We start from the raw sequence: 22146 nt of genomic DNA, 5'->3' as shown, positions 1-22146 counted from the left end.
CGGCCACCGGGGCCGCCGACCCGGCGGGAACGGAGGGGAGCGCAAGAATGACGCCACGTCAGGAAGCGCTCCGCGCCAGGCGGCGGTGCCCCCAGGCGTCGAGGGGCGCCAGGACCTCGGCGAGCTCGCGCCCGAAGTCGGTCAGGGAGTACTCGGTGCCGCGCCCGCGGCCCGCTCAGTACAGCGCCGCCCGGGTCGCCGCGTACGTCGCGCGGATCCGGTGCCCCGGCGAGGGGTCGGCCGGGGCGGGCACCTCGCGGGCGGCGGCGACCGGCCAGGGCGGCGGTTCGGCGGTGCCGGCCAGCGCCCAGGCGGCCTGGCGGGCGGCGCCGAGGGCCACGTACTCCTCGGGTTCGGGCACGGTCACCGGCATGCCGAAGATCCCGGCGGCGATCTCGCCGACCACCGGCGACCTGGCCGCCCCGCCGATGATCAGGACCCGGCGGGCCTCGACGTCCTGGGCGCGGAGTTGGTCCAGCGCCTCGGCCATGTTGCCGAGCATCCCCTCGACGGCCGCGCGGGCGAGGTTCGGCGGGGTCGCGTTGTCGTGCCGCAGCCCCTGCAGACTCCCGGCCGCCTCGGGCAGGTTGGGGGTGCGTTCGCCGCCGAAGTAGGGGAGCAGTACCAGGCCGCCGGAGCCCGGTTCGGCGGCCCGGGCCAGACGGTCCAGGTCGTCGAGGCCGACGCCGAGCATCCGGGCCGTGGAGCCCAGCACCCGGGCGGCGTTGAGGGTGCACACCAGGGGCAGGAAGTGGCCGGTGGCGTCCGCGTAACCGGCGACGGCGCCGGTGGGGTCGGCGGTGGGCCGCGCGGAGCGGCCGAACGCGGTGCCGCTGGTGCCCAGGGAGACCACCACATCGCCCGGCCCGAGGCCCAGGCCCAGGGCGGCCCCCATGTTGTCGCCGGTCCCGGCCGCCACCAGGGCGCCGTGCGGGGTGCGGCCGGCCGTCTCGTACGGGCCCAGGACGCGCGGGAGTTGGGGGGTGTGGCCGCCGAGGGCGAGGGCGAGCAGGTCGCGCCGGTAGTCGCCGTCGGCCGGGGACCAGTAGCCGGTGCCGGAGGCGTCGCCGCGGTCGGTGACCGGTTCGGTGTCGCTGCCGGGCCCGCCGCACAGTCGCCAGGTCAGCCAGTCGTGGGGCAGCAACACCCGTGCGGTGCGGGCCGCGTGGCGCGGTTCGTGTTCGGCCAGCCAGCGCAGCTTGGCGACCGTCAGCGCGGCGACCGGCACGGTGCCGACCGCCGTGGCCCACGCCTGCGGCCCGCCGAGCTCCGCGACGAGGTCCGCGGCTGCCCGTGCCGAGCGGGTGTCGTTCCACAGCAGCGCGTCGCGCACCGGCCGGCCGTCGGTGTCCAGGGCCACCAGCCCGTGCTGCTGGCCCGCCACCGCGACCGCGTCCACCTGCTCCAACAGGCCCCCGCCCGCGGCCCGAAGCGCCCGCCACCATGCCTCGGGCGGGACCTCGGTGCCCTCGGGGTGGGCGGCGCGCCCCCGGTGGAGCACCTTCCCGGTGTCGGCGTCGCAGACGACGACCTTGCAGGACTGGGTGGAGGAGTCCACCCCGGCAACGGTGGGCATGACGGTGTCGCCTCCGGGCAACGGGAGGGGGAGGGAGGGGAGTTCAGCGCTGCGGGCGGAGCTGGATCTTGCGCCCGGAGCCGCTGCGGAACGTCTCCAGGGCGGCGCCGAACTCGGCCAGGTCATAGCTGTGGGTGAGCATCGTGTCGGCGTCGATGACGCCCTTCGCCATCAGGTCCACGGCCCGCCCGAAGGTGTGCAGCACGGCCATCGACCCGACGATGGTGATCTCGTCGTTGTAGACGCGGAACGGCGAGAAGGACGCGGTCGCGGCGGACGGCGCGACGCCGAACTGCTGGAAGGTTCCGCCGCGCCGGACCCGGCCGAGCCCGTCCTCGATGACCGGGATGACGCCGGTGCAGTCGATGACGGTCTCCCAGCCCTGCGGACGGTCCAGTTCCGCGGCGCTGACCGCGGTGGCGTCCGCGCCCAGCCGCTCGGCGATCCGCAGCCGGTCGGTGTTGAGGTCGACGACGGAGAGGGACGCCGCGCCGGCGGCCCGGGCGAGTTGGAGCATCATCAGGCCCATGGTGCCGGCCCCGTAGATGAGGTAGTGGTCGCCGAGCCGGCGCGGCAGCACGTCGAAGCCGCGCACCGCGCAGGACAGCGGCTCGATCAGGGTGCCCTGCGCGAGGTCGACGCCCTCCGGCAGCCGGTAGCAGTTGGCGGCCGGGACCTTGACGTACTCGGCCATCGCGCCGTCCACGGTGTCGCCGATCGCGCCCCAGTTCTCGCACAGGTTGCCGCGGCCGTTGGCACAGTAGTGACAGGCGCCGCAGAACAGCGACGGGTCGACGGCCACCCGCTCCCCGGTGCGCACTGCGGTCACCCCGGCCCCCAGTGCCACGACCTCACCGGTGAACTCGTGGCCGGGCACGATCGGATACGGCGTGGGCGCGAACTCCCCCTCGACGATGTGCACATCGGTCCCGCAGATCCCGACCGCGGCGGGCGCGACGACGACCTCGCCCGGGCCCGGGACCGGGTCGGGGACGGTGGTGACCTCGTAGTGCCCGGGGGTGTGGATGACGACGGCACGCATGGGAGGGGGCCTTTCTCGGGGAAGGTGGGGCCTGGGGCTGGGTCGGGGTGGTGCCCGGCTCAGGCGCGGGGGGCGGGGGTCACCGTGCGGACCTCGACGCCGAGGTCCCGGACGGCCCGGAGCTCCGCCGCCGGGGTCGCGGTGTCCGTGACCATCAGGTCGTAGCCGCCGGCGTCGCCGTACGGATGCGTTGCCGTGCGGCCGAACTTGCTGTGGTCGACGGCGAGTACGGCCCGGTCGGCGGCCCGGAGGTAGGCGTGCTTGGACTCGGCGTAGGCGCGCACCGGGTGGAACAGCCGGCCGTGGCGGACCGACGTGGCGGTGACGAAGGCGACGTCGGCGCGCAGGTCGTGGAGCTGGCGCCGGGCCTGCGGGCCGGCGCAGGAGGCGAAGTCCTCGTAGTAGCGGTCGCCGAGCACCGTGACCTCGACCGGAGTGCCGGCCAACAGGGCGGTGATCCGCAGCGAGTTGGTGATCACCCGGACCCCGTCGACGGCGGCGAGCCGGCGGGCCAGCGGGAAGAGCGTGGAGCCGCAGTCGAGCAGCACCGTGTCGCCCGGCGACACCTCGGCCACCAGGGCGTCCGCCAGCGCGGCCTTGATGTCGGCGTTGGCGTGCTCCCGGAAGCGCAGCGCGCTCTCCATGGTGACGTCGGGGAAGGCGGTGGCCACCCCCCGGCCCTTCCGCAGCAGTTGCCGCTGGTGGAGGCTGTCCAGGTCGCGGTGCATGGTCATCAGACTGACCCGCATCCGCTCGGCGAGCGCGGCGATGCGGATCTCGCCCTCCCGCGCCACCAGGCGCAGCACCGCCTGCCGACGCTCCTCCACCTCGGCCTCGGAGCCACGGCTCGTCCCCATCGCGGGTGCACCCCTTTTCGTCTCCCGGCGCCCGTCGCGCAGTGCGCTCACCCTAGAACATCACACACTTTGTGTGAAGTCCTGGGGTTCTGGAGTGCGGGCCCGGCGGCGTGGCGCGGCCGAGCGGGCCCGCGGAGCCGCTGTGATGGGTGCGGGGGTGGCCCGGCGGCGTGCGCAGCGACGCCACTACTGAGCAAGGGAGTTGACGCATGACCGTCGCCGTCGTCCTCTACACCTCCGACCTGCGGCTGCACGACCATCCACCGCTGCGCGCGGCCCTGCGTTCCGCCGACGCGGTGGTCCCGCTGTTCGTCCTCGACGAGGGCATCGCCGCGGCCGGGTTCGCCGCGCCCAACCGCCGGGCGTTCCTCGCCGATTGCCTGACGCAGCTCGACGCCGGGCTGCGCGACCGCGGCGGCCGCCTGGTGGTCCGGGCCGGGGACGTCGTCGACCAGGTGTGCCGGGTCGCCACCGAGGCGGACGCCGTCGAGGTGCATCTGGCGGCCGGCGTCAGCGGTTACGCCGCGCACCGCGAGGAGCGGCTGCGCCGCGCGCTGACGGCCGAGGGGCGCCGGCTCCGCGTCCACGACGCGGTACTCACCGTGGTCCCGCCCGGCGCGCTCACCCCGGCGGCCTCGGACCACTTCGCGGTCTTCACGCCCTACTTCCGGCACTGGTCCCGGCAGCGGCTGCGCGACGTCCTGGCGGCGCCCCGCGACGTTCCGGTCCCCGCACACCTCGGCTCCCGGGACATCCCGACGTCCCGAGGGGTGTCCGGGGTCTCGGCGGGGCTGGCGGCAGGCGGCGAGGCGGCGGGCCGGAAGCGACTGACCGCCTGGCTGCGCGGTGGGGCGGCGGACTACGCCGACCGCCACGACGACCTCGCCGGCGACGCCACCTCGCGGCTCTCCCCGCACCTGCACTTCGGCACCCTCTCGCCCGTCGAACTGGTCCATCGGGCGCGCGAGCGCGGCGGCCCCGGCGCCGAGGCGTTCGTCCGGCAGCTCGCCTGGCGGGACTTCCACCACCAGGTCCTGGCCGCCCGCCCCGACGCGTCCACCGCCGACTACCGCACCCGGCACGACCACTGGCGCACCGCGGAATCGGCCGCCGACGACATCGCCGACTGGGAGGCGGGACGCACCGGTTATCCGGTGGTCGACGCGGCCATGCGCCAACTGCGGTACGAGGGCTGGATGCACAACCGCGGCCGGCTGCTCACCGCCAGCTTCCTCACCAAGACCCTCTACGTGGACTGGCGGGTGGGCGCCCGGCACTTCCTCGACCTGCTGGTGGACGGCGACCTCGCCAACAACCAGCTCAACTGGCAGTGGGTGGCCGGCACCGGCACCGACACCCGACCCAACCGCGTGCTCAACCCGCTCCTCCAGGCCAGGCGGTACGACCCGGACGGCGCGTACGTCCGCCGCTGGGTCCCCGAGCTCGCCGGGCTCGCCGCACCCGCCGTCCACGAGCCGTGGCGGCTGCCAGAGCATGAGCGCGCCGGCTACGACTACCCCGCGCCCCTGGTCCAACTGGCCGACGGGCTGGCCAGGTTCAAGCGGGCCCGCGGCCGGGCCTGACGGTCGGCGGCGTCAGGGCTGGTCGACCAGCCCCGTCCGCAGTTTGGCCAGGATCCGGGCGAGCAGGCGCGAGACGTGCATCTGGGAGACGCCGAGCTCCTGGCCGATCTCCGACTGGGTCTTCTCCTGAACGAACCGCAGGGCCAGGATCCGGCGGTCGCGGCGGTCCAGCTTCTGCACCAGGGGCGTCAACGCATGGAGATCCTCGGCGAGTTGGAGCCGCGGGTCCTCGTCGCCCAGGGCATCGGCGAGGGAGTGGGTCGCCTCGTCCTCGGCCGGGTCGGTGGGCTGGTCCAGCGAGCCCGCGGTGTAGCCGTTGCCGGCGATCAGGCCGTCGATCACCTCCTCCTCGGAGCGCCCGAGGTGTGCGGCGAGCTCGGCGACGGTGGGGTCCCGGTCGAGGCGGGCGAACAGGCGCTCCTTGGCCTGTGCGATCTCGATCCGCAACTCCTGTAAACGGCGCGGCACATGGACCGCCCAGGTGGCGTCCCGGAAGAACCGCTTGATCTCGCCCACGATGTACGGCACCGCGAAGGTGGTGAACTCGACCTCGCGGGACGGGTCGAAGCGGTCGATGGCCTTGATCAACCCGATGGTGCCGACCTGGACGATGTCCTCCATCTCCCCGGGGTCCCCGCCGCGGTTGCGGAACCGCGCGGCGGAGTACCGGACCAGGGAGAGGTTCATCTCGACGAGGGTGTTGCGCACGTACTGGTACTCGTGGGTGCCCTCCTCCAGCGCCGCCATCCGCGCGAAGAACGGCCGCGACAGCGCCTTGGCGTCCTTCGGTGCGACCTTGGACGCGTCCGGGACGTGCGGCAGTCCGCCGGTACCGGAGCGGACGGTCCGGTGTCCCTGGGGGCGACCCTGGCCATGTCGCGTTCCGGGGTGCGTGGTCACTGCCGTCGCCATAACTGCCCTCCCATAATTTGGATCATGGTCTGGTAAGGCGCGCCTGCCCTTCGTTCGCGAGTCAAAACGTCGGATCCGTCTTCGGATCCTTCTTTTGGCGTCCTGGATCTTGACTTGGCGTCAACTGGTGTGGTGCGCGAACGATTTCGGCCAGCGGGTCGATCGACGGCCCGGGCCGGATCAGGGCGCGGTGCGCCGGTCGAGCTGCTCCAGGACGTGCGGCCACGCCTGCTGGTGCCGGTCGCGCGCCGCCTCGTCGGCGAAACCGGCGTGCGAGAGCCGCAGTCGGGTCCCGGTGCCCTCGGCGGCGAGCTCGACGGTGACCACGGTCTCCGCGCCCCGCGTGCCGCCGTCGCCCGTGACCCAGGTGAGCTGCACCAGCCGGTCCGGATCGAGCCGCAGGAAACGGCCGTAGTGCGGGTGGCGGTTCCCCTCGTGTTCGGTCTCGAAGAAGAACGGCGTGTTCACCCGGCCCGTCATCAACACCGAGCCGGGGGCCGCGAACCACCCGTCGAACCGCTCGGTCCAGGCCCGGTACAGCGCGGCGGGCGGCGCGCTCATCAGGCGGTCGACGGAGAGCTGGTGCGGACGGGCGGCGAGGTCGGGGAAGCGCAGCGGTTCGTTGGTCATGGGGGGAATGTAGTGGAAGGGGAGAGAAGGGCGGCAAGGGGCGTTTTGTCCGGCTGGGGGAGTTGGGGCGCCGGGCCCGTCGGACCGCGGGGTGAACCGCGGGCTGAGGAGTTGAACGGGCGGCCCGCGAGCTGAACGTCCGCTGAACAGTCGGCGGCGGGCGGAGCCGCGCCGGCCGGACGGTCATCTGGCACACCGACCGGTGAGTTCCACCAGGGAGGACCGTCCATGGCCAGCACCACCTCAGCGAGGAGCGCACCCCCGGCGATAGCCGCGCCGACCGGGCCCGCGGGCGCCGGCCGGCTGCTGGCGCGGGCCAGGGCGGCGCGGCCGGCCCCGGAGCCGCGGCCGGCGCACGCCAGGCCGGTGCTGCTGGCGATCCTCGTGGTGGCCGCGGTGCTGTTCGCCTGGGACATCCAACACAGCGCGTTCCACGCGTTCTACTCCGAGACCGCCCGCAGCATGTCGGAGAGCTGGTGGGGATTCCTCTTCGGCTCCTTCGACCCCGGCAACTCCATCACCATCGACAAACTGCCGGGCTTCCTGTGGCCGCAGGCGCTCTCCGTGCGGATCTTCGGCTTCCACCCCTGGGCGTTGACCCTCCCGCAGGTGATCGAGGGCGTGCTCAGCGTCGCGATCCTGCACCGCGCGGTCCGGCGCTGGGCGGGCGAGAACGCGGCGCTGCTGGCGGCGGGCGCCTTCGCGCTCACCCCGGCGGTCGCCGGCCTGTTCCGCACCGAGGTCGAGGACCCGGCGTTCACCCTCTGCGTCCTGCTGGCCGCCGAGGCCGCACTGCGCGCGGCCCGCGAGGCGCGGCTGCGTCCGCTGCTGGCGGCCGGTGCCTGGGTCGGCCTGGGCTTCCAGGCGAAGATGTTGGAGGCGTGGGCGGTGCTGCCGGCGCTATGCCTGCTCTACCTGCTCTCCGCGCCGGCCACGCTCCGGCGGCGGCTGGCGCACCTGTCCGCGGCGGGCGCGCTGTGCCTGGCGGCGTCCGCGTCGTGGGTGTTGCTGGTGACGTTCACCCCCGCCCAGGACCGCCCGTTCGTCGACGGGACGACCAACAACTCGGCGGTCAGCCAGGTCGTCGGCTACAACTTCGTCAACCGCTTCTCCAACCTCCACGTCAACGCCGCGGACACCGGGAGCGTCGCGGTGTCGACCATGGCCGGCACCGCCCCGGCGCCACCGACCGGCCACACCCGGCCGACCGCCGCGCAGTGGGTCAAGATGTTCGCCCCGTCGATCGTTTCGCAGATCGGCTGGCTCTACCCGACCGCGGCGCTCGCCACCGTGTGCGGGCTGGTGTGGCGGCGGGGCCGGCCGCGGACGGATCCGCTGCGGGCCGGCTTCGTGCTGTGGGGGGTGTGGCTGGTCACGTACTTCCTGGTGTTCAGCGCCGGGGCGATCGGCGGCCATACCTACTATCTGGGCGTGCTGGCCGTCCCGTTGGCGGCGCTGTTCGGCGCCGGGACGGTGCAGTTCTGGCGCGGCTGGCTGCGCGGCGGCCGGTCGCGGGCCTGGGCGTTGCCGACCGCCGTGGTGGGCACGGTGGCCTGGTCGGCGGCGATAGCGGAGCTGTTCCCGGACTTCCTGCCGTGGCTGGCGCCGGCGGCGGTCGCCCTGGCGGTGGCCGCCCTGGCACTGTTGGCGCGGGGGCGCTCGGCCGCCCGTTCGCGGGTGGCCGTCGACGGCGGACCGGCCGCTGGGTCCGGGGCAACGGCCGGCTCCGGGGCGGCCGTTGACGCCGGGCCCGTCGCCCGCACCGGCGGCCGAACGGCCCGGCGGCGGACGGCGCTCGTCGGTCTCGGCGCCGGGCTGGTGGCCATGCTCCTGCCGTCCGCCGCCTGGGCGTCGTCGGTCCTCGACCCCGCCTACGGCCACTCCGGCATGGGCTCCACCGGGCCCGTGGTCAACCGGCACCGCGCCGTGGCCCATCACCCGAAGCCGTCCGGCAAGAGCGGCCACAAGGGTCACCAGGCCGCCGACCGGGCCTACGACGGGACGGCGCTCAGCCCCGCCCAGCGGCGGCTCCTCGACTACGCCCGCGCCCACCGGGACGGCGCCGCCTTCCTGTTCGCCACGACCAGTTGGCGCACCGCCTCCCCGTACATCCTGCACGCCGGCGCCCCGGTGCTCCCCATGGGCGGCTTCACCGGCACCGCGCCCACGCCCACCGCCGCCGGCTTCCGACACCTCGTCGCCACCGGGCAACTGCGGTACGTCGTCCTCGGCGGCCCGGCGACCGACCCGGGCCGCGCCATCGGCCCCTGGGTGCGCGGGCATTGCACCCCCGTCCCGGGGCAGGCGTACCGGCTCTACCGGTGTACGCCGGCGTCCGCCGGGGCGGGACCGGGCGCGCGGGGCTGACCGGCCGCTCCGCGTCGACCGGACGTCCCGCGAGACCCGTAGTCGGCCGGTCCGGACCGGCGCGACCAGGCACCAGGCACCCGGCACCCCGCCACCCGCGGACGGGTGCCTACCCGCCGACCGGTTCGTCCACCAGCGAGGCGGCATAGGCGGGTTGCTCGTCCAGCAGCAGGTGGCCGGCGTCCGGGAGGACCTCCAGGTCCGTGTCGAGGGCGATGCGCACCGCGGGGCCGAGGCGGCGCGGCGGGAGGAAGGTGTCGTGCGCGCCGGTGACGACCCGGCGCGGCACCGGGCGCGCGGGCAGGGTGGCCAGGCCCGGCGCGCCGCCGGAGCGGGTGTGCCGGGCCACCAGGGTCATCCACTCCACCAGTTCCGGGCGCGGGCGGTGGCCGGGCGCGTGCATGGTGCGCAGCAGCCGGTCGCTGTGCCGGGGCGCGGGGCGGAAGAACCAGGCGGCGGAGGCGGCCAACACGCCGGGCGTCAGGCGCAGTCGGGTCAGCCCACCGGGGGAGAGCAGCACGAGTTGGTCGACGGACCAGGAGGCGGCGGACAGCGCGATGGCGGCGCCGAAGGAGTGGCCCAGCACCGTCACCGGGCCGGCGGCGAGCTCGTCGAGCGTCTCGTCCAGCCAGGCGCCGTACCACGCCAACCGGCCGCCGGCGAGCCCCCGTTCGCCCGTGCTCAGACCGGGTTGCCCCGGGACGTCGAGGAGGATGACCCGGTGGCCCGCCGATACCAGGGCCGTGGCCAGCGGCAGGCACGCGGCGGCGCAGAAGTTGGTGCCCGGCACGCACACCACCGTCGTGGCGCCGGAGCCGGCCGTCACCACGTGGGTCAGGGCTCCCCGGGCGGTGACCGTCGTCCGCTCGTGCGGCACCGGCCAGGCATCCAGTTGGTCCAGGCACCAGCGCCGGACGCGCTCCCGGCCCGATGCGCTGCGGTAGAGGGAGGTCATCCGTCGAGTATCGCCCGCCGGTCCGATCTTCCGCCGTCCCGCCGGGTCAGAGTTGCGTCAACGTCCGGGCCGCGCGGCGTGGTTCGCGCGGGCGGGCGGTGACGATGCTCGCAGGACCCGGAAGAAGAGGTCCGCGCGCCGGCCGGTGACAGACCGCGGGGAGGCACTTCCCGCGGCGCCGCCCGGCGCGCTGTCGTACCGGAAGGGAGTGCGTCATGAAGTGGGGCAGCGAGGGGACCAGGGGGCCGGGGCGGCGGTGTCCCGGCCGGCTGAAGGTCTTTCTCGGGGCCGCCCCCGGGGTGGGCAAGACCTACCGGATGTTGGACGAGGGACGTCGGCGGACCGTGCGCGGCACGGACGTGGTGGTGGCCTTCGCCGAGAGCCACGGCCGGCCCGCCACCGAGGCGATGCTCCAGGGGCTGACCCTGCTGCCGCGGACGGTCCGCCGGCACCGCGGTGTGGAGTTCACCGAACTCGACCTGGACCAGGTGCTCAAGCGGCGCCCCGAGGTGGTGCTCATCGACGAACTGGCCCACACCAACCCGCCCGGCTGCCGGAACACCAAGCGCTGGCAGGACATCGAGGAGTTGCTCGGCGCCGGCATCGACGTGGTGGCCACCCTCAACATCCAACACCTGGAGTCACTCACCGACGTCGTGGAGAAGATCACCGGAGTGCCGCAGTACGAGACCGTGCCCGACGAAGTGGTGCGCCGCGCCGACCAGATCGAGCTGGTCGACCTGCCGGCCGAGGGCCTGCGGCGCCGGATGGCGCACGGCAACATCTACCCGCCGGAGAAGGTCGACGCCGCGCTCTCGCACTACTTCCGGCTGGGAAACCTCAGCGCCCTGCGGGAGTTGGCGCTGCTGTGGGTCGCGGGCCGGGTGGACGAGGCGCTGCGGAAGTATCGCAACGAGCACCGGATCGGGCCGGTGTGGGAGACCCGCGAGCGGGTGGTGGTGGCGCTCACCGGCGGGCCGGAGGGCACCACCCTGATCCGCCGCGCCGCCCGGATCGTGGACCGCTCCGCCGGCGACCTGCTGGCCGTCCACATCACCCGCAGCGACGGCCTGGCCGGCGCCTCGCCCGCCGCGCTGGCCGGCCAACGGCGGCTCACCGAGAGCCTGGGCGGCACCTACCACGCGGTGGTCGGCGACGACGTCCCGGCCGCGCTGCTGGACTTCGCCAGCGCCCAGAACGCCACCCAACTCGTCGTCGGCGCCAGCCGCCGCGGCCGGCTGCGGCGGCTGTTGGCCCCGCGCGGCGTGGGGGAGACCGTCGTCGAACGGTCCGGGGAGATCGATGTCCACACCGTCAGTCACGAGTACGTCGGCCACGGCCGCACCTGGGTCATCCCCGGCAGCGGCCTGCCGCGCACCCGCCGGGTGGCCGGCCCGATCGTCGGACTCGTGCTGCCCGTCCTGCTGACGCTGGTGCTGCGCGGCGTCTCGGCCCCGCTGTCGCTCAACCTCACCAGCGAGGCGCTGCTGTTCCTGCTGACGGTGCTGGGCGTGGCCTGCATCGGCGGGGTGGTCTCCGCGCTGCTCGCCTCGGTGACGACGTCGCTGTTGCTGAACTACTACTTCATCCCGCCGATCGGCGAGTTCACCTTCGCCGAGGCCAACATCGTGGTCGCGCAGGCCGCGTTCACCACCGTCGCGGTGACCGTCGCCGCCATCGTGGACCGTTCGCTGCGCCTGGGGCGGCGGGCGGCCCGGGCGACCGCGGAGGCCGAGACGCTGACCTCGTTGGCCGGCGGCATCCTGCGCGGGGACCGGGCGGTGCCCGAGCTGTTGGAGCGCACCCGCGAGACCTTCGGCATGGACCGCATCGAACTGCGGCCGCGCGCGGACGCGTCGGAGCCGTGGCGGCCGGTGGCGGACGGGGACGGCGCCGGCGGGGGCGTCGGCGCGGTGGTGCATGCCGTGGGCGCCGCCGGCGACCCGGGTGTGGACCATCGGACCGAGGTCCCCATAGGGAACGACAGTGTGCTGGTGCTGATCGGGCGCCGCCTGCCGGCCTCCGAACACCGGGTGCTCACCGCCTTCGCCGCGCATCTGACCGCGGCCGTCGAGCGGGCCCGGCTCGCCGAGGCCGCCGCCGAGGTCGAACCGGTCAAGGCCGCCAACCGGATGCGCACCGCGCTGCTCGCCGCGGTGGGCCACGACCTGCGCACACCGCTGGCCGGAAGCTGGGCGGCGATCAGCTCGTTGCGCAGCCGCGAGGTGGACTTCTCGCCGGAGGACCGCGAGGAACTCCTCGCCACCGCCGAGGAATCCCTCGCCAAGCTCAGCCGCCTGGTCGACAACCTGCTGGACCTGAGCAGACTCCAGGCCGGGGCGCTGACCCTGCACCTGGAACCCGTCGCGTTCACCGAGGTGCTGCCCGTCGCGCTGGACACCCTGCCCGGATCGCCGCCGCAGGCGCCCGGGCGGGTGGTGTCCCACGGGCTGGAGCGCGCCCCCGATGTGCTTGCGGATCCGCCCCTGTTGGAGCGGGTCATCGCCAACCTGGTGTCCAACGCGGTCCGTCACTCGCCCGCCGGCCGGCCGGTCACGATCGGCGCCAGCACGCTCGCCGGCCGCGTCGAGCTGCGGATCATCGACCGCGGGCCCGGCATCCAACTCGACGACCGGGAGCGGGCGTTCGAGCCGTTCCAGCGGCTCGGCGACACCGACAACACCACCGGCCTCGGGCTCGGCCTGGCGCTCTCCCGTGGTCTCACGGAGGCGATGGGCGGCACACTGACCCCGGAGGAGACCCCCGGCGGCGGGCTCACCATGGTCGTCTCCCTGCCGGCGGCCCCGGAAGTGGACGTTCCGGAGGCGGGCGTGGGGGAGGCGGGCGTCGTTGAGGGGGCTGTCGTCGAGACGGGCGTTGCCGATGCGGGCGTTCCGGTTCCGGCGGGCCCCGGGACGCCCGGGGCGGTGGCACCGCGGTCGGTGCCACCTCCGTCGGTGGCGGCGGCACCCGTGGCGGGGGTGAACGGGGGCGAGGCGGGCGGCCGTTAGGGCCGGTCCGACGGATCGGGGTCGGACCGGCGCTAGGCCGCGACCGCCTCCACTATCGAGGCGAAGGTGGGCGTCGGCAGGATCCGGGAGCGGCGCAGACCGGCCCGCGCGAAGAGGACGTCCAGGTCCTTCGGTCCGCGCGCCCTGCCGGTCACCAGCGTCATCATCGCCACGTCCAGGGTCTTGCCCGGGTGCGGGTCGTTGCCCGGCTCCGGCACCGAGTCGACGATCAGGACCCTGCCCTCGGGGGCCAGGCCGCGCCGGCAGGCGCTCAGGATGCGCACCGCCGCCCCGTCGTCCCAGTCGTGCAGCACGTGCTTGAGGACGTAGACGTCGCCGCCGTCCGGCACGGCCGTGAAGAAGTCCCCCGGCTCGGCGCGCCACCGCCCGGCCAACTCGACGCCCTCCAGGACGTGTTCGCGCAGCGCGGGGGCCTGGTCGAAGAGCACCCCTGACAGGCCCGGGTGCCGCAGCAGGACGCGCCGCAGCAGACCGCCCCGCCCGCCGCCGACGTCGACCACGATGCCGTGCTCGGGGAACGGGTAGGCGCCCGCCACCAGGTCGTCGAGCGGCTCGGAGAAGGCGGCCATGCCGGTGTCGAAGAGCGCCCGGGTGGTGTCGTCGCCCCGGAGGTACTCGAAGAACGGGGCGCCGAAGACCTTCGGGAAGGCGGGCGCGCCGGTCCGCACGGTCTCGTCGAGCGCCCCCGACGAGCGCACGAAGATGTCGTCGGTGAGCATCAGCACCGCGTCGCGCAGCGAGCCGGGCACCCCGGTGCGCAGGAACTGCCCGGACGGTGTGAGGTGGAAGGCCCCGTTGTCGTCCTCGCGGAAGATCCCGCGGGTGGCGAGGTAACGCAGCGTGCGCCGGAGGGCGCCGGCGTCGGTGCCGGTGCGGCGGGCGAGTTCGCTGGCGGTGCGGGGGCCGCCCGCCACATGGTCGGCCAGGTGATGGAGGACGGCCGTCCGCAATGCCGCGGAGTACAAGTGCCCCAGCGACTGTTCGATCAGGTGGGCCGCCGCCGCGTGGGCCGCGGCGTCGGACAGGTCGGGGTGGTCGATCGGGTTCTGGGTGTCCACCGTCAGCCTCCGGGCAGTTCAGTCAGTGGGTCGGACGGATGCCCCACCCACTCTTGCCGCGCCGTCCCACCGCAGGTACCGCCCGTGAACGGATCTTCGTGTCGGCCTTCCGGCCTAGGGCTTCCCGACGCGCCGGCCCGGGCTCCGCGGCGGGAGCCGTGTGCGCGGTCGGCGGCGGCGTCCAGGAGGCAGGACCGCCCCCGTCAGCAACGGGGATTCGAGAATGTCGCAGAGCGTGGCCCCCGGCAAGACCCGGTCGCGCCATGGGCGTTGGGATCGGCCCGGCCTGCGGCCCCGCGGTGCCCGGCCGGCCCGCCCGTTCACCCCTCGTAACCGCCCTCGCGCAGGGCCGCGTCGATGCGGGCGCGGTGCGCCGCCGCCCAGTCATCAAGGGACTCGCGGTCCTCCTTGGCCTGTTTCGCACGGGCCGCGCCCAGCACCTCGTCCCGCCGGTCCCCTGGCACCACGACGATGCCCTCCTCGTCCGCCACCACCACGTCCCCGGCGGACACCGGCACGCCACCGCACTGTATGGGGACGTTGAGTGGCCCAACGGCCTTCTTGCCGCCGGGTATCGGGATGACCCCGCGGGCGAAGACCGGGAAGCCGCTCGCGCGGACCTCGGCGAGGTCGCGGATCAGTCCGTCGGCCACGAAGGCGGCGATGCCCCGGCGTTGGGCCACGGCGCAGACATTGCCGCCGGCCAGCGCGTAGTTGAGGTCGCCCGAGTCGACGACGATCACCGAGCCCGGTGCCGCGCGGTGGATCGCGGCGTGCAGCATGAGGTTGTCGCCGGGCGGGCAGTGCACCGTGAACGCGGGCCCGGCGACCCGCGGTATCGACGGCCACAGGGGGCGGATGCCGATGTCCATCACCTGCGCGCGGCCCAGCACGTCCGCGAGGGTGGTCGGCGAGAACTCCCCGAAGGGGTGCGGTGCTTGGGCCGGGGAGCCGGTGGCTTCGGACATCTCTCCTCCTCCGATCGTCGAGCTGTGACGCACGCTAGCACCGGCCACTGACAGCGGGTTGCGGGGTGGTGAGGCGGCGGACGACGGACCCGCGGACCGGCGGGCGGGGGCCGGTGACGACCTCCGGCCCCCGTCCCCGCCTCCGGCTCACTCCCCGTAGTCGTTCTGCGCCGCGAACCGGCCGGCCAGGGCGGTGAGCAGCTCGGGGGCGTCGTCGCGCGGCAGCACGGCCTCGATCAGCACCATCCGGTCCGGGGCGGCGGCGGCCAGACGGAACGCGTCGAGCAGCTCCGCTGGGGTCGTGACCCGTCGGGTGACGCAGTGGTCACCGGCGCCGAACGCGGCCGGCAGCGCGGTGTAGTTCCAGGCGGCGATGTCGTTGTACGGAGCGGTGGCGCCGTGGATGGCGCGCTCGACGGTGTAGCCGTCGTTGTTGATGACGACCACCACCGGTGCCAGGCCGTAGCGGGCCATCGACCCCAGTTCCTGGGCGGTCAGTTGGAGCGATCCGTCGCCGATGACCAGGACCGACCGCCGGTCGGGGGCGGCGAGTTGGGTGCCGAGGGTGGCCGGGAGGGTGTAGCCGATCGAGCCCCACATCGGCTGGCCGACGAACCGGGCGTCGCGCGGCAGCGGGAGCTCCTGGGCGCCGAAGAACGCGGTGCCCTGCTCGGCCACGAGCACGCCGCCGGCCGGCAGGAAGTCCCCCACGGCGGCCCAGAGCGCGTCCTGGGTGAGCGGGCCGTCCGCCGGGCCGCGGTCCGGCCGCGCCGCGGTGGGCACGGGGGGCTCGCCGTAGCCCGCGGGCTCGGGCAGGTCCAGGCCGCGGACCAGTTCGGTGAGGGCCGCGAGCGCATCGGTCATCGTCACGCCGGCGAACTCCGCGCCGCCCACGGTGGCCCGGCCGGGCCGCAGTTCGATGGTGCGGCCGGCGGGGAAGTGGTGGCTGAAACCGCCGGTCACGGTGTCGGTGACCGGGGCGCCGGCCAGGACCAGGCAGTCGGCGTCCTCCACCGCCACCCGCGCCGGCTTGGCGCTGAACTCGCCGGTGTAGACGCCCGCGAAGCCCGGCGCGCCCTCGTCCACCAGGCCCTTGCCGGTGGAGTAGACGGCGGCGCGCACCGGTGCGGCCGCCAGCAGGCCGGCGAGCGGCGCGCGCAGCCCGTACCGGTCCGCCTCGTGGCCCGCGAGCACCGTCACGGTCCGGGCGTCGTCGAGCAGTCGCGCGGCGGCGTCGCGGAAGGCGCGCAGCAGCGCGGGGTCGGTCGGGGCGTCGGCGGCGGGCAGCGGCGCGGCGGGCGCGGGGACGTTGGCCAGCACCACGTCGGTGGGGAGGTTGAGGTGGACGGGCTTGCGGTGCCGGCGCAGGGCGGTCAGCACCCGGTCGATCTCGGCCGGCGCGTTCTGGGCGGTGAGCGTGGCGCGGGCCACGGTGACCTCCGCGAACATCCGGCCGAAGTGGTCGTACTCGCCGTCCATGAGGGTGTGGTGCACGGGCGTGCCGGCCGCCGCCACCGCGGTCGCGGGCATCCCCGTGATCGCCAGGACGGGGACGGACTCGGCGTAGGAGCCCGCTATCGCGTTGACGGCGGAGAGCTCGCCGACGCCGAAGGTGGTCACCACGGCGGCCGCGCCGCGGAGCCGGCCGTAGCCGTCGGCCGCGTAGCCGGCGTCGAGTTCGTTGCAGGTGCCGATCCACTCCAGCCCGGGGAAGTCGACGACCAGGTCCAGGAAGCCGAGGTTGTAGTCGCCCGGCACGCCGAAGACGTGCTCGATGTCCAGCTCGCGCAGACGGCGGAGGAGGTATGCGCCAACGGTGATGTCCGACACCGCGGTCACCGGCCTTTCTTGCGTTCAGCGATGCGCCGGGAGCGCCGATCGGGGCCCGGCCGCACTACGAATCGAAAATAGGTCAAGGTCATTGACCTTAGTGGCGAGCGTAACGGGGCGCCGGGTAATATGTCAACATGCTTGACCCATCTCGCCCGGACGCCTTCGACCGCGACTTCACGCTCTTCTACTTCGCCTACCGCGCCTTCACCGGCGCCGCCGACGAGGCCCTCGCCGAGCACGGCATGGGCCGCGCCCACCACCGCATCCTCACGTTCCTCGCCTACGCGCCCGGCATGAGCGTCGGTGAACTCTGCGACACCCTCGACCTCACCAAGCAGGCCATCAACACCCCGCTCCGCCGGCTGATCGCCGAGGACCTGGTCCGCGTCGCCCCCGGCGCCCACGACCGCCGCCGCAAGGAACTCCACCTCACCGACCGCGGCGCCGCCCTCGAACGCACCCTGCACGCCCGACAGCGCGACCTGTTCCACGCCGCCCTCCAACAGGCCGGACCGGCCGCCGCCGACGGCTGGCGCGCCGTCCTCGCCCCGTTGGCCGGCGCCAACTGGTCGGCGTTCACCGCGGCGGTCGCGGAGCGCGAAGGGGAGGCGCCACGCGAGGGGACGGGCGGCCGTCGGGCCCACTGAGCCCCGCCAACCCCTCCGCCACGTCCCGGTCGAGCTCCGCCCGCAGCGGCGCGCACTCCCGGACCGGATCGGCCTTCGGGCAGGTCAGCAGGTGTTCCAACAGACCCTGGGCGGCCTGGAGATGCGCGATCCGGTCCTTGATCACCGCGATCGAAGCGGTCAACACCTCGCGCCCCGAGGGCTGGTCATCGGCCGGGCCGTCGCTGACCAGCACCGCGGTGTCGGCCAGGCTCACCAGGCCCCGGTGGTGCAGCCGTTGGACGAGGGCGAGGCGGCGCAGCTCCCTGCGACCGTAGTACCGCACGTTCCCCCGCCGCCCGGCCGCCGGCAGCACTCCCAACTCGTCGTAGTACCGCAACGTGGACACCGGCAAGCCGAAGCAACGGGCGGCCTGACTGATCGAGTAGAGCGCGTCTGTCATGGCTCCATGTTGCGCTCAAGTCGACTTGAGCGGGGAGCGTGGTGGGCGCCGATCGTCGAGAAGTCGCGAAGGGAGCGTGCCATGGGCACACGACGTGCGGAACGAGGAGTGCGGGGGATACCCGGCGGGGTGCGGGAGCGGGGGGCGCGCCCCGGTGGCGAGGGCCCGGACGTTCCGGTGTTGGTGGTGGGAGCCGGGCCGGTCGGACTGTCGACGGGAATGTTCCTCGCCCATTGGGGAGTTGAGGCCCTGGTCATCGACAAGCGGGACCCCATGGTGACGGTGCCGCGGGCGAGTACCACTCTGCGCACCCTGGAACTGTTCCGGGCGGTGGGCCTGGGGCCCGCCACGGAGCGCGAGGGGTGGAACGGGGGCGAGCCGGTGCGCTGGGTGTTCAAGGACAGCGGGCTGGGCGCCACCCGGCACCACGGGGGACTGCCGCCGCGGTACGCCGCCTGGTTGGCGAACTGCACGCCGGTGCCGGTGCGCCGCGTGCTGACGCACGATCAGGTGCAGCGCCTGGCGCGGGCGGAACTGACCGGGCGGGGCGGGCGCGCCCGCTTCGGGCTGCGGTTGGTCGGCCTGACGGCCGAGCGCGATCGGGTGCGCGCCCGGCTCGTCGATGTCGAGACCGGCGAGGAACGGGAGATCACCGCGAGCTATCTCATCGGCGCCGACGGCGCGAAGAGCGAGGTGCGCCGACTGCTGGGCATCGACATGCCCGACCGGGCGCCCATCGCCCATCTCAACACCGCCTTCTTCCGGGCCGACTTGGGGACCGCCATGGAGGAGTGGGGCACCCATCTGTGCTTCGTCCGCAACGACGCCGTGCACGCCACCCTGATGTCGAAGAACGGCCGCGACCAGTGGTCCTCGCACCTCATGGGCTACCCCGGCAAACCCGCCGAGGGGCCGGCCGAGTTGACGCCCGACGCCACCGTCGCGCTGCTGCGCGCCGCCATCGGCGACCCGGCGATCCCGATCCAACTCCACGCCGTGAACGCCTGGGAGGCCGCCACCGGACTCGCCTCCGCGTTCCGCCGCGGCCGGGTCTTCCTCGCCGGCGACGCCGCCCACGTCCAGAGCTCGGCCGGCGGCCTGGGCATGAACACCGGCATCCAGGACGGCCACAACCTCGCCTGGAAGCTGGCCGCCGTCCTGCACGGGGCTTGCGCACCGGGGCTGTTGGACACCTACGAGCCCGAACGCCGGGCCGCCGCCCAGGCGTCCCTGGCCGTCTCCCGCGGCCTGCACCAGGGCTACCAGTCCCTGTCCGGCGACCCCAACGCCCTCTACGACCGGCTCGCCGTCGACTACCTGCGCGGCATGGTGTGCTACGGCTATCCGCCGCACGCCACCGAGGGGGAGCTGCCCGACCCGTTGGACGACACCGTCCGGCTCGGCCACCGCTTCCCGCACCGCTGGCTGAACTCCCCCGACGGCGGCCGTCGTTCCACGCTGGACCTGATCGGCTCGCGGTGGACGCTGTTCACCGCGGCGGACGGCGCGCGGTGGCGGGCGACGGCGACCGCGGGCCCGGGCCCGACCCCGCGCGTGCGGGAGCTCGGCGACGCGCCCGCCCGCGAACTCGGCCTGGCGGGCGACGCCGTGTTGGTGCGCCCCGACGGCTTCGTGGCCTGGCGCGGCACCGCCGGCGCCGGGCGGTCGCTGCGCGCTGCGCTGCACGCCACCTGACCGGCGGCCCGTACGGGGCGGGACCCGCGGTGGGGCGGCACGGCTTCCCGCGCCGCCCGCCGGGTCAGCCGCGGTAGCCGACCAGCCCCATCATGCCGCTCTCACCGTGGTACGCGTTGTGGCAGTGCAGCAGCCACCGGCCCGGATTGTCCGCGTCGAAGTCGCAGTTGACCGTGGCGCCGGGGAGGACGATCACGGTGTCCTTCCGCGGGCCGGACGCGCCGAGTTGATAGGTGTGCCCGTGCACGTGCATGGGGTGCCACATGTCGGTCGTGTTGCGGAACTGGAGGCGGACCCGCTGGCCGGACTCCACCGCGTAGGGGTGGGCGTCCGCGTGGTTCATGTCGAACGGCCGGCCGTTGAGCGCCCAGTCGTACCTCGCCATCGAGCCGGTCAGGTCGATGCGGTGGGTGATGTCCGGCGTGCGGGACGCCAACCGGACGTCGTCGGCCGCGCGCAGCGAAGTCGCGGTCGGTATCCGGCCGTTGAGCTCCTTGGGGCGGACGTCGGCGGAGGGGACGTCGCCGGATCCGGTGCGCACCAGGGCCAGGCCGGCCGCGCCCTTGCCCTCGGCCACGGCGACCAGCGGGAAGACGCCGTCTTCGAGCGTGACCAGCGCGTCGTAGCGCTCGCCGGGGCCGAGCAACAGGGCGTCGGCCGGCTGGTGCGCGATCGGGTAGCCGTCGGTGTGGGTGACCGTCAGCCGGTGGCCGCCGAGCGCGACCCGGAACGCGGTGTCGCCACCGGCGTTGATGATCCGCAGCCGCAGTTTCCGGCCGGGCTTGCCGCGGTACGTGGCCGGCGCGGCCGGGACCCGCCCGTTGACCAGATAGTGCGGGTACTTCACGTCGCCGGCGTCGCCGCCCAGCAGCTTGCTGGTCGCCCCCATGAGCATGAACGGGTCGTCCATGGACATGCCGCCCCCGCCCGAGCCCTTGTCGCCCATGTCCATGTCGCCGCCCATGTCCATGCCGGGCATGCCCTCCATGCCACCGTGCGCGCCCTTGTCGTCCCCGCCGCCGTGGCCCTGGTCGCCGTGCGACGGGGAACCGCCCATGCCCCGGCGCAGGGTGGCGAGTGCCTGGTCCGGGGTGCCGGTGACGCCGTCGAGCCAGTCGTCGAGCACCACGACCCACTCGTCGTCGTAGCGCAGCGGCTCGTGCGGGTCCTCGACGATCAACGGGCCGTACAGGCCGCGGTCCAACTGGACGCCGACGTGCGGGTGGAACCAGTAGGTGCCCGGGGTGTCGGTGATGAACCGGTAGGTGAACGAGCCGCCGGGGGCCACGGCGCGCTGGGTGACCGGCGGCACGCCGTCCATGTCGTTGCGCAGGGCGAGGCCGTGCCAGTGGACCGAGGTGCTCGTCGGCAGGTGGTTGGCGAGGTCGGCGACCAGGGTGTCGCCGGCGGTCAGGCGGATCTCCTTGCCGGGCAGTTGTCCGTCGAAGCTCCAGGTCCGGACCGTCTTGTCGGCGCCGAGGTCCACGGTGCCGGCGGTCGCGGTGAGCCGGACCCGGCGTTCCTTGCCGCCGGTGCGCCGGCGCTTCTTCTCGGCCTCGGCCACCGCCGGGGCGGACGGGCTGAGCAGGGTGGGGCCGGCGGCCCGGGGGGCGTCGGAGCAGGCCGCGAGCAGGCCGGCGCCTGCCGCGCCCAGTCCGGCCAGCAGGACGGAGCGTCGGTTGAGCGGATGCATGGGGAGGTGTCCTTACGCAGGGGTGCGCGGCGCGGCGTGCGCGCGCCGGAGGGCGCGACGCCCGTGCACCGCGGGGGGGGGAATGGGCCGTGGGGGAGGGCCGACGGCCTATATGCGCAGGACGGAGAGGGATGTCGGGTCGGGCGGGGAGAGCCCGCTGGTCTGGTGGGGCCCGGGCGGTGTGCCGGTCGCGCACTGGGGCGCGCGGGCGTGGCCGAGGAGCGGAGGCGGGGGGACGAACTGCTCGGACCGGACGTCGTAGGACGAGCAGTGGGCGCCGCCGTGGTCGGCGTGCTCGGACTGCGCGTCGCTGATCCGGGGGTGGTGCCCGGGGTGCGCGTGGTCGGGTCCGGGGTCGGTGTGATCGAGTCGGGGCGCGGCGGCCATCGGCTGCGCCGCTGCCTGGCCCACGGCCGAGGGGTGGGACATGGCCGACGCCATCCGCGGGGTGGTGCCGGGCAGGCTGTGGTGCGAGACCACGGCGACGACCAGCCACAGCAGGGCGAGCAGGACCGCGGGTCGGCGGTGGCCCGACGGGGACCGGCGCGAGCGCGCGGCGCGGCGTCGCGTTCCGCCCCGCGTCCCCCGCGGCAACGGCATGCTCACCTCGCTCCCCTCCCTTCCGCGCAGGTCGGCGCGGTGCTCCCGGCGCCTCCTCGCGAGCCGACCATACCCCCTGGGGCTATGGGCGACGCCACCGGCCTCCCGTGCCCCTCGCGTACCGTGCGCGCCTACGGGACGGCCGGTCGGCCGGCGCGCGCACGGCGGCGCTGCGCGAGGTCCTGGTGGCGGTGGCCGGGCGGACTCCCGCCGCGGGCGTAGGGATTCGGCCACTCTCCGCGGGCGGGCCGGGCGGGCCGCGGCGATCTGCCACGAT

General features: G+C 74.6%; 17 protein-coding genes and 1 pseudogene. 5 read left to right on the top strand and 13 right to left on the bottom strand.

Features of this window, described 5'->3' with window-relative positions; translation table 11 throughout:
- Positions 1-58 precede the first annotated feature (58 nt).
- The 4 genes and pseudogenes from PV796_RS04710 to PV796_RS04695 all read right to left on the bottom strand — a co-directional run.
- Positions 59-157, bottom strand: a pseudogene (locus tag PV796_RS04710) (winged helix-turn-helix transcriptional regulator); the annotation flags it as partial.
- 18 nt (positions 158-175) lie between these two features.
- Positions 176-1576, bottom strand: a complete 1401-nt coding sequence (gene xylB, locus PV796_RS04705; protein ID WP_274911625.1) for a xylulokinase — start codon at positions 1574-1576, stop codon at positions 176-178.
- A 43-nt stretch (positions 1577-1619) separates the two neighbouring features.
- Complete coding sequence (locus PV796_RS04700; RefSeq protein WP_274911624.1) at positions 1620-2618, bottom strand: zinc-dependent alcohol dehydrogenase family protein; 999 nt, start codon at positions 2616-2618, stop codon at positions 1620-1622.
- A 59-nt stretch (positions 2619-2677) separates the two neighbouring features.
- A complete protein-coding gene (locus tag PV796_RS04695) occupies positions 2678-3475 on the bottom strand; it encodes a DeoR/GlpR family DNA-binding transcription regulator (protein WP_274911623.1) in 798 nt (265 codons plus the stop codon).
- Positions 3476-3684: 209 nt separating this feature from the next.
- On the opposite strand from PV796_RS04695, the gene PV796_RS04690 reads away from it, so the two are divergent.
- Complete coding sequence (locus PV796_RS04690; RefSeq protein WP_274911622.1) at positions 3685-5058, top strand: cryptochrome/photolyase family protein; 1374 nt, start codon at positions 3685-3687, stop codon at positions 5056-5058.
- Between the two features lie 12 nt (positions 5059-5070).
- Here the strand turns inward: PV796_RS04690 and PV796_RS04685 are convergent, their stop codons facing one another.
- Together PV796_RS04685 and PV796_RS04680 are read right to left on the bottom strand one after the other, a co-directional pair.
- Positions 5071-5970 carry an RNA polymerase sigma factor SigF gene (locus PV796_RS04685; protein ID WP_274911621.1) on the bottom strand — a complete coding sequence of 300 codons (900 nt, stop codon included), beginning with the start codon at positions 5968-5970 and terminating at the stop codon, positions 5071-5073.
- Between the two features lie 180 nt (positions 5971-6150).
- Positions 6151-6600, bottom strand: coding sequence for an SRPBCC family protein (locus PV796_RS04680; RefSeq protein WP_274911620.1), 450 nt, complete (start codon positions 6598-6600; stop codon positions 6151-6153).
- Between the two features lie 228 nt (positions 6601-6828).
- On the opposite strand from PV796_RS04680, the gene PV796_RS04675 reads away from it, so the two are divergent.
- Positions 6829-8967, top strand: coding sequence for an ArnT family glycosyltransferase (locus PV796_RS04675; protein WP_274911618.1), 2139 nt, complete (start codon positions 6829-6831; stop codon positions 8965-8967).
- Between the two features lie 109 nt (positions 8968-9076).
- On the opposite strand, the gene PV796_RS04670 is transcribed toward PV796_RS04675, so the two are convergent.
- Entirely contained in the window at positions 9077-9922 is an 846-nt protein-coding gene (locus PV796_RS04670; RefSeq protein WP_274911616.1) for an alpha/beta fold hydrolase, read from the bottom strand.
- Positions 9923-10137: 215 nt separating this feature from the next.
- On the opposite strand from PV796_RS04670, the gene PV796_RS04665 reads away from it, so the two are divergent.
- Entirely contained in the window at positions 10138-12933 is a 2796-nt protein-coding gene (locus PV796_RS04665) for a sensor histidine kinase (RefSeq protein ID WP_274911615.1), read from the top strand.
- Between the two features lie 32 nt (positions 12934-12965).
- On the opposite strand, the gene PV796_RS04660 is transcribed toward PV796_RS04665, so the two are convergent.
- The 3 genes from PV796_RS04660 to PV796_RS04650 form a co-directional block, all read right to left on the bottom strand.
- A complete protein-coding gene (locus PV796_RS04660; RefSeq protein ID WP_274911614.1) occupies positions 12966-14012 on the bottom strand; it encodes a methyltransferase in 1047 nt (348 codons plus the stop codon).
- A 320-nt stretch (positions 14013-14332) separates the two neighbouring features.
- A complete protein-coding gene (locus PV796_RS04655; RefSeq protein ID WP_274911613.1) occupies positions 14333-14980 on the bottom strand; it encodes an RraA family protein in 648 nt (215 codons plus the stop codon).
- 147 nt (positions 14981-15127) lie between these two features.
- Positions 15128-16819, bottom strand: a complete 1692-nt coding sequence (locus PV796_RS04650; RefSeq protein ID WP_274911611.1) for an alpha-keto acid decarboxylase family protein — start codon at positions 16817-16819, stop codon at positions 15128-15130.
- A gap of 128 nt (positions 16820-16947) precedes the next feature.
- On the opposite strand from PV796_RS04650, the gene PV796_RS04645 reads away from it, so the two are divergent.
- On the top strand, positions 16948-17460 hold the full coding sequence (locus PV796_RS04645; RefSeq protein ID WP_274911609.1) for a MarR family winged helix-turn-helix transcriptional regulator: 513 nt from the start codon (positions 16948-16950) through the stop codon (positions 17458-17460).
- On the opposite strand, the gene PV796_RS04640 is transcribed toward PV796_RS04645, so the two are convergent.
- A complete protein-coding gene (locus PV796_RS04640) occupies positions 17390-17881 on the bottom strand; it encodes a helix-turn-helix domain-containing protein (RefSeq protein WP_274911608.1) in 492 nt (163 codons plus the stop codon). The genes PV796_RS04645 and PV796_RS04640 overlap by 71 nt on opposite strands.
- Before the next feature lie 81 nt (positions 17882-17962).
- On the opposite strand from PV796_RS04640, the gene PV796_RS04635 reads away from it, so the two are divergent.
- The gene (locus tag PV796_RS04635; RefSeq protein ID WP_274911607.1) at positions 17963-19576 is read left to right on the top strand and encodes an FAD-dependent monooxygenase; all 1614 of its coding nucleotides are present in this window, start codon (positions 17963-17965) and stop codon (positions 19574-19576) included.
- Between the two features lie 64 nt (positions 19577-19640).
- Here PV796_RS04635 and PV796_RS04630 read toward each other — a convergent pair whose 3' ends face one another.
- Positions 19641-21269, bottom strand: a complete 1629-nt coding sequence (locus PV796_RS04630) for a multicopper oxidase family protein (protein WP_274911606.1) — start codon at positions 21267-21269, stop codon at positions 19641-19643.
- A gap of 108 nt (positions 21270-21377) precedes the next feature.
- Positions 21378-21875 carry a hypothetical protein gene (locus PV796_RS04625; protein WP_274911604.1) on the bottom strand — a complete coding sequence of 166 codons (498 nt, stop codon included), beginning with the start codon at positions 21873-21875 and terminating at the stop codon, positions 21378-21380.
- Positions 21876-22146 lie beyond the last annotated feature (271 nt).

Origin of the sequence: Streptomyces sp. WZ-12, assembly GCF_028898845.1 — a bacterium.
Taxonomy (GTDB): Bacteria; Actinomycetota; Actinomycetes; order Streptomycetales; family Streptomycetaceae; genus Streptomyces.
The sequence above is the reverse complement of the archived record's forward strand: the minus strand, read 5'-3'. Positions and strand labels throughout refer to the sequence as shown.

What these genes read in the sequence shown, in the direction of transcription:
- PV796_RS04645 (WP_274911609.1), top strand. Translation starts at nt 16,948, where the DNA reads ATGCTTGACCCATCTCGCCCGGACGCCTTCGACCGCGACTTCACGCTC.
- PV796_RS04630 (WP_274911606.1), bottom strand. Translation starts at nt 21,269, where the DNA reads ATGCATCCGCTCAACCGACGCTCCGTCCTGCTGGCCGGACTGGGCGCG.
- PV796_RS04685 (WP_274911621.1), bottom strand. Translation starts at nt 5,970, where the DNA reads ATGGCGACGGCAGTGACCACGCACCCCGGAACGCGACATGGCCAGGGT.
- PV796_RS04670 (WP_274911616.1), bottom strand. Translation starts at nt 9,922, where the DNA reads ATGACCTCCCTCTACCGCAGCGCATCGGGCCGGGAGCGCGTCCGGCGC.
- PV796_RS04700 (WP_274911624.1), bottom strand. Translation starts at nt 2,618, where the DNA reads ATGCGTGCCGTCGTCATCCACACCCCCGGGCACTACGAGGTCACCACC.
- PV796_RS04695 (WP_274911623.1), bottom strand. Translation starts at nt 3,475, where the DNA reads ATGGGGACGAGCCGTGGCTCCGAGGCCGAGGTGGAGGAGCGTCGGCAG.
- PV796_RS04675 (WP_274911618.1), top strand. Translation starts at nt 6,829, where the DNA reads ATGGCCAGCACCACCTCAGCGAGGAGCGCACCCCCGGCGATAGCCGCG.
- PV796_RS04665 (WP_274911615.1), top strand. Translation starts at nt 10,138, where the DNA reads ATGAAGTGGGGCAGCGAGGGGACCAGGGGGCCGGGGCGGCGGTGTCCC.
- PV796_RS04680 (WP_274911620.1), bottom strand. Translation starts at nt 6,600, where the DNA reads ATGACCAACGAACCGCTGCGCTTCCCCGACCTCGCCGCCCGTCCGCAC.
- PV796_RS04640 (WP_274911608.1), bottom strand. Translation starts at nt 17,881, where the DNA reads ATGACAGACGCGCTCTACTCGATCAGTCAGGCCGCCCGTTGCTTCGGC.
- PV796_RS04690 (WP_274911622.1), top strand. Translation starts at nt 3,685, where the DNA reads ATGACCGTCGCCGTCGTCCTCTACACCTCCGACCTGCGGCTGCACGAC.
- PV796_RS04635 (WP_274911607.1), top strand. Translation starts at nt 17,963, where the DNA reads ATGGGCACACGACGTGCGGAACGAGGAGTGCGGGGGATACCCGGCGGG.
- PV796_RS04655 (WP_274911613.1), bottom strand. Translation starts at nt 14,980, where the DNA reads ATGTCCGAAGCCACCGGCTCCCCGGCCCAAGCACCGCACCCCTTCGGG.
- xylB (WP_274911625.1), bottom strand. Translation starts at nt 1,576, where the DNA reads ATGCCCACCGTTGCCGGGGTGGACTCCTCCACCCAGTCCTGCAAGGTC.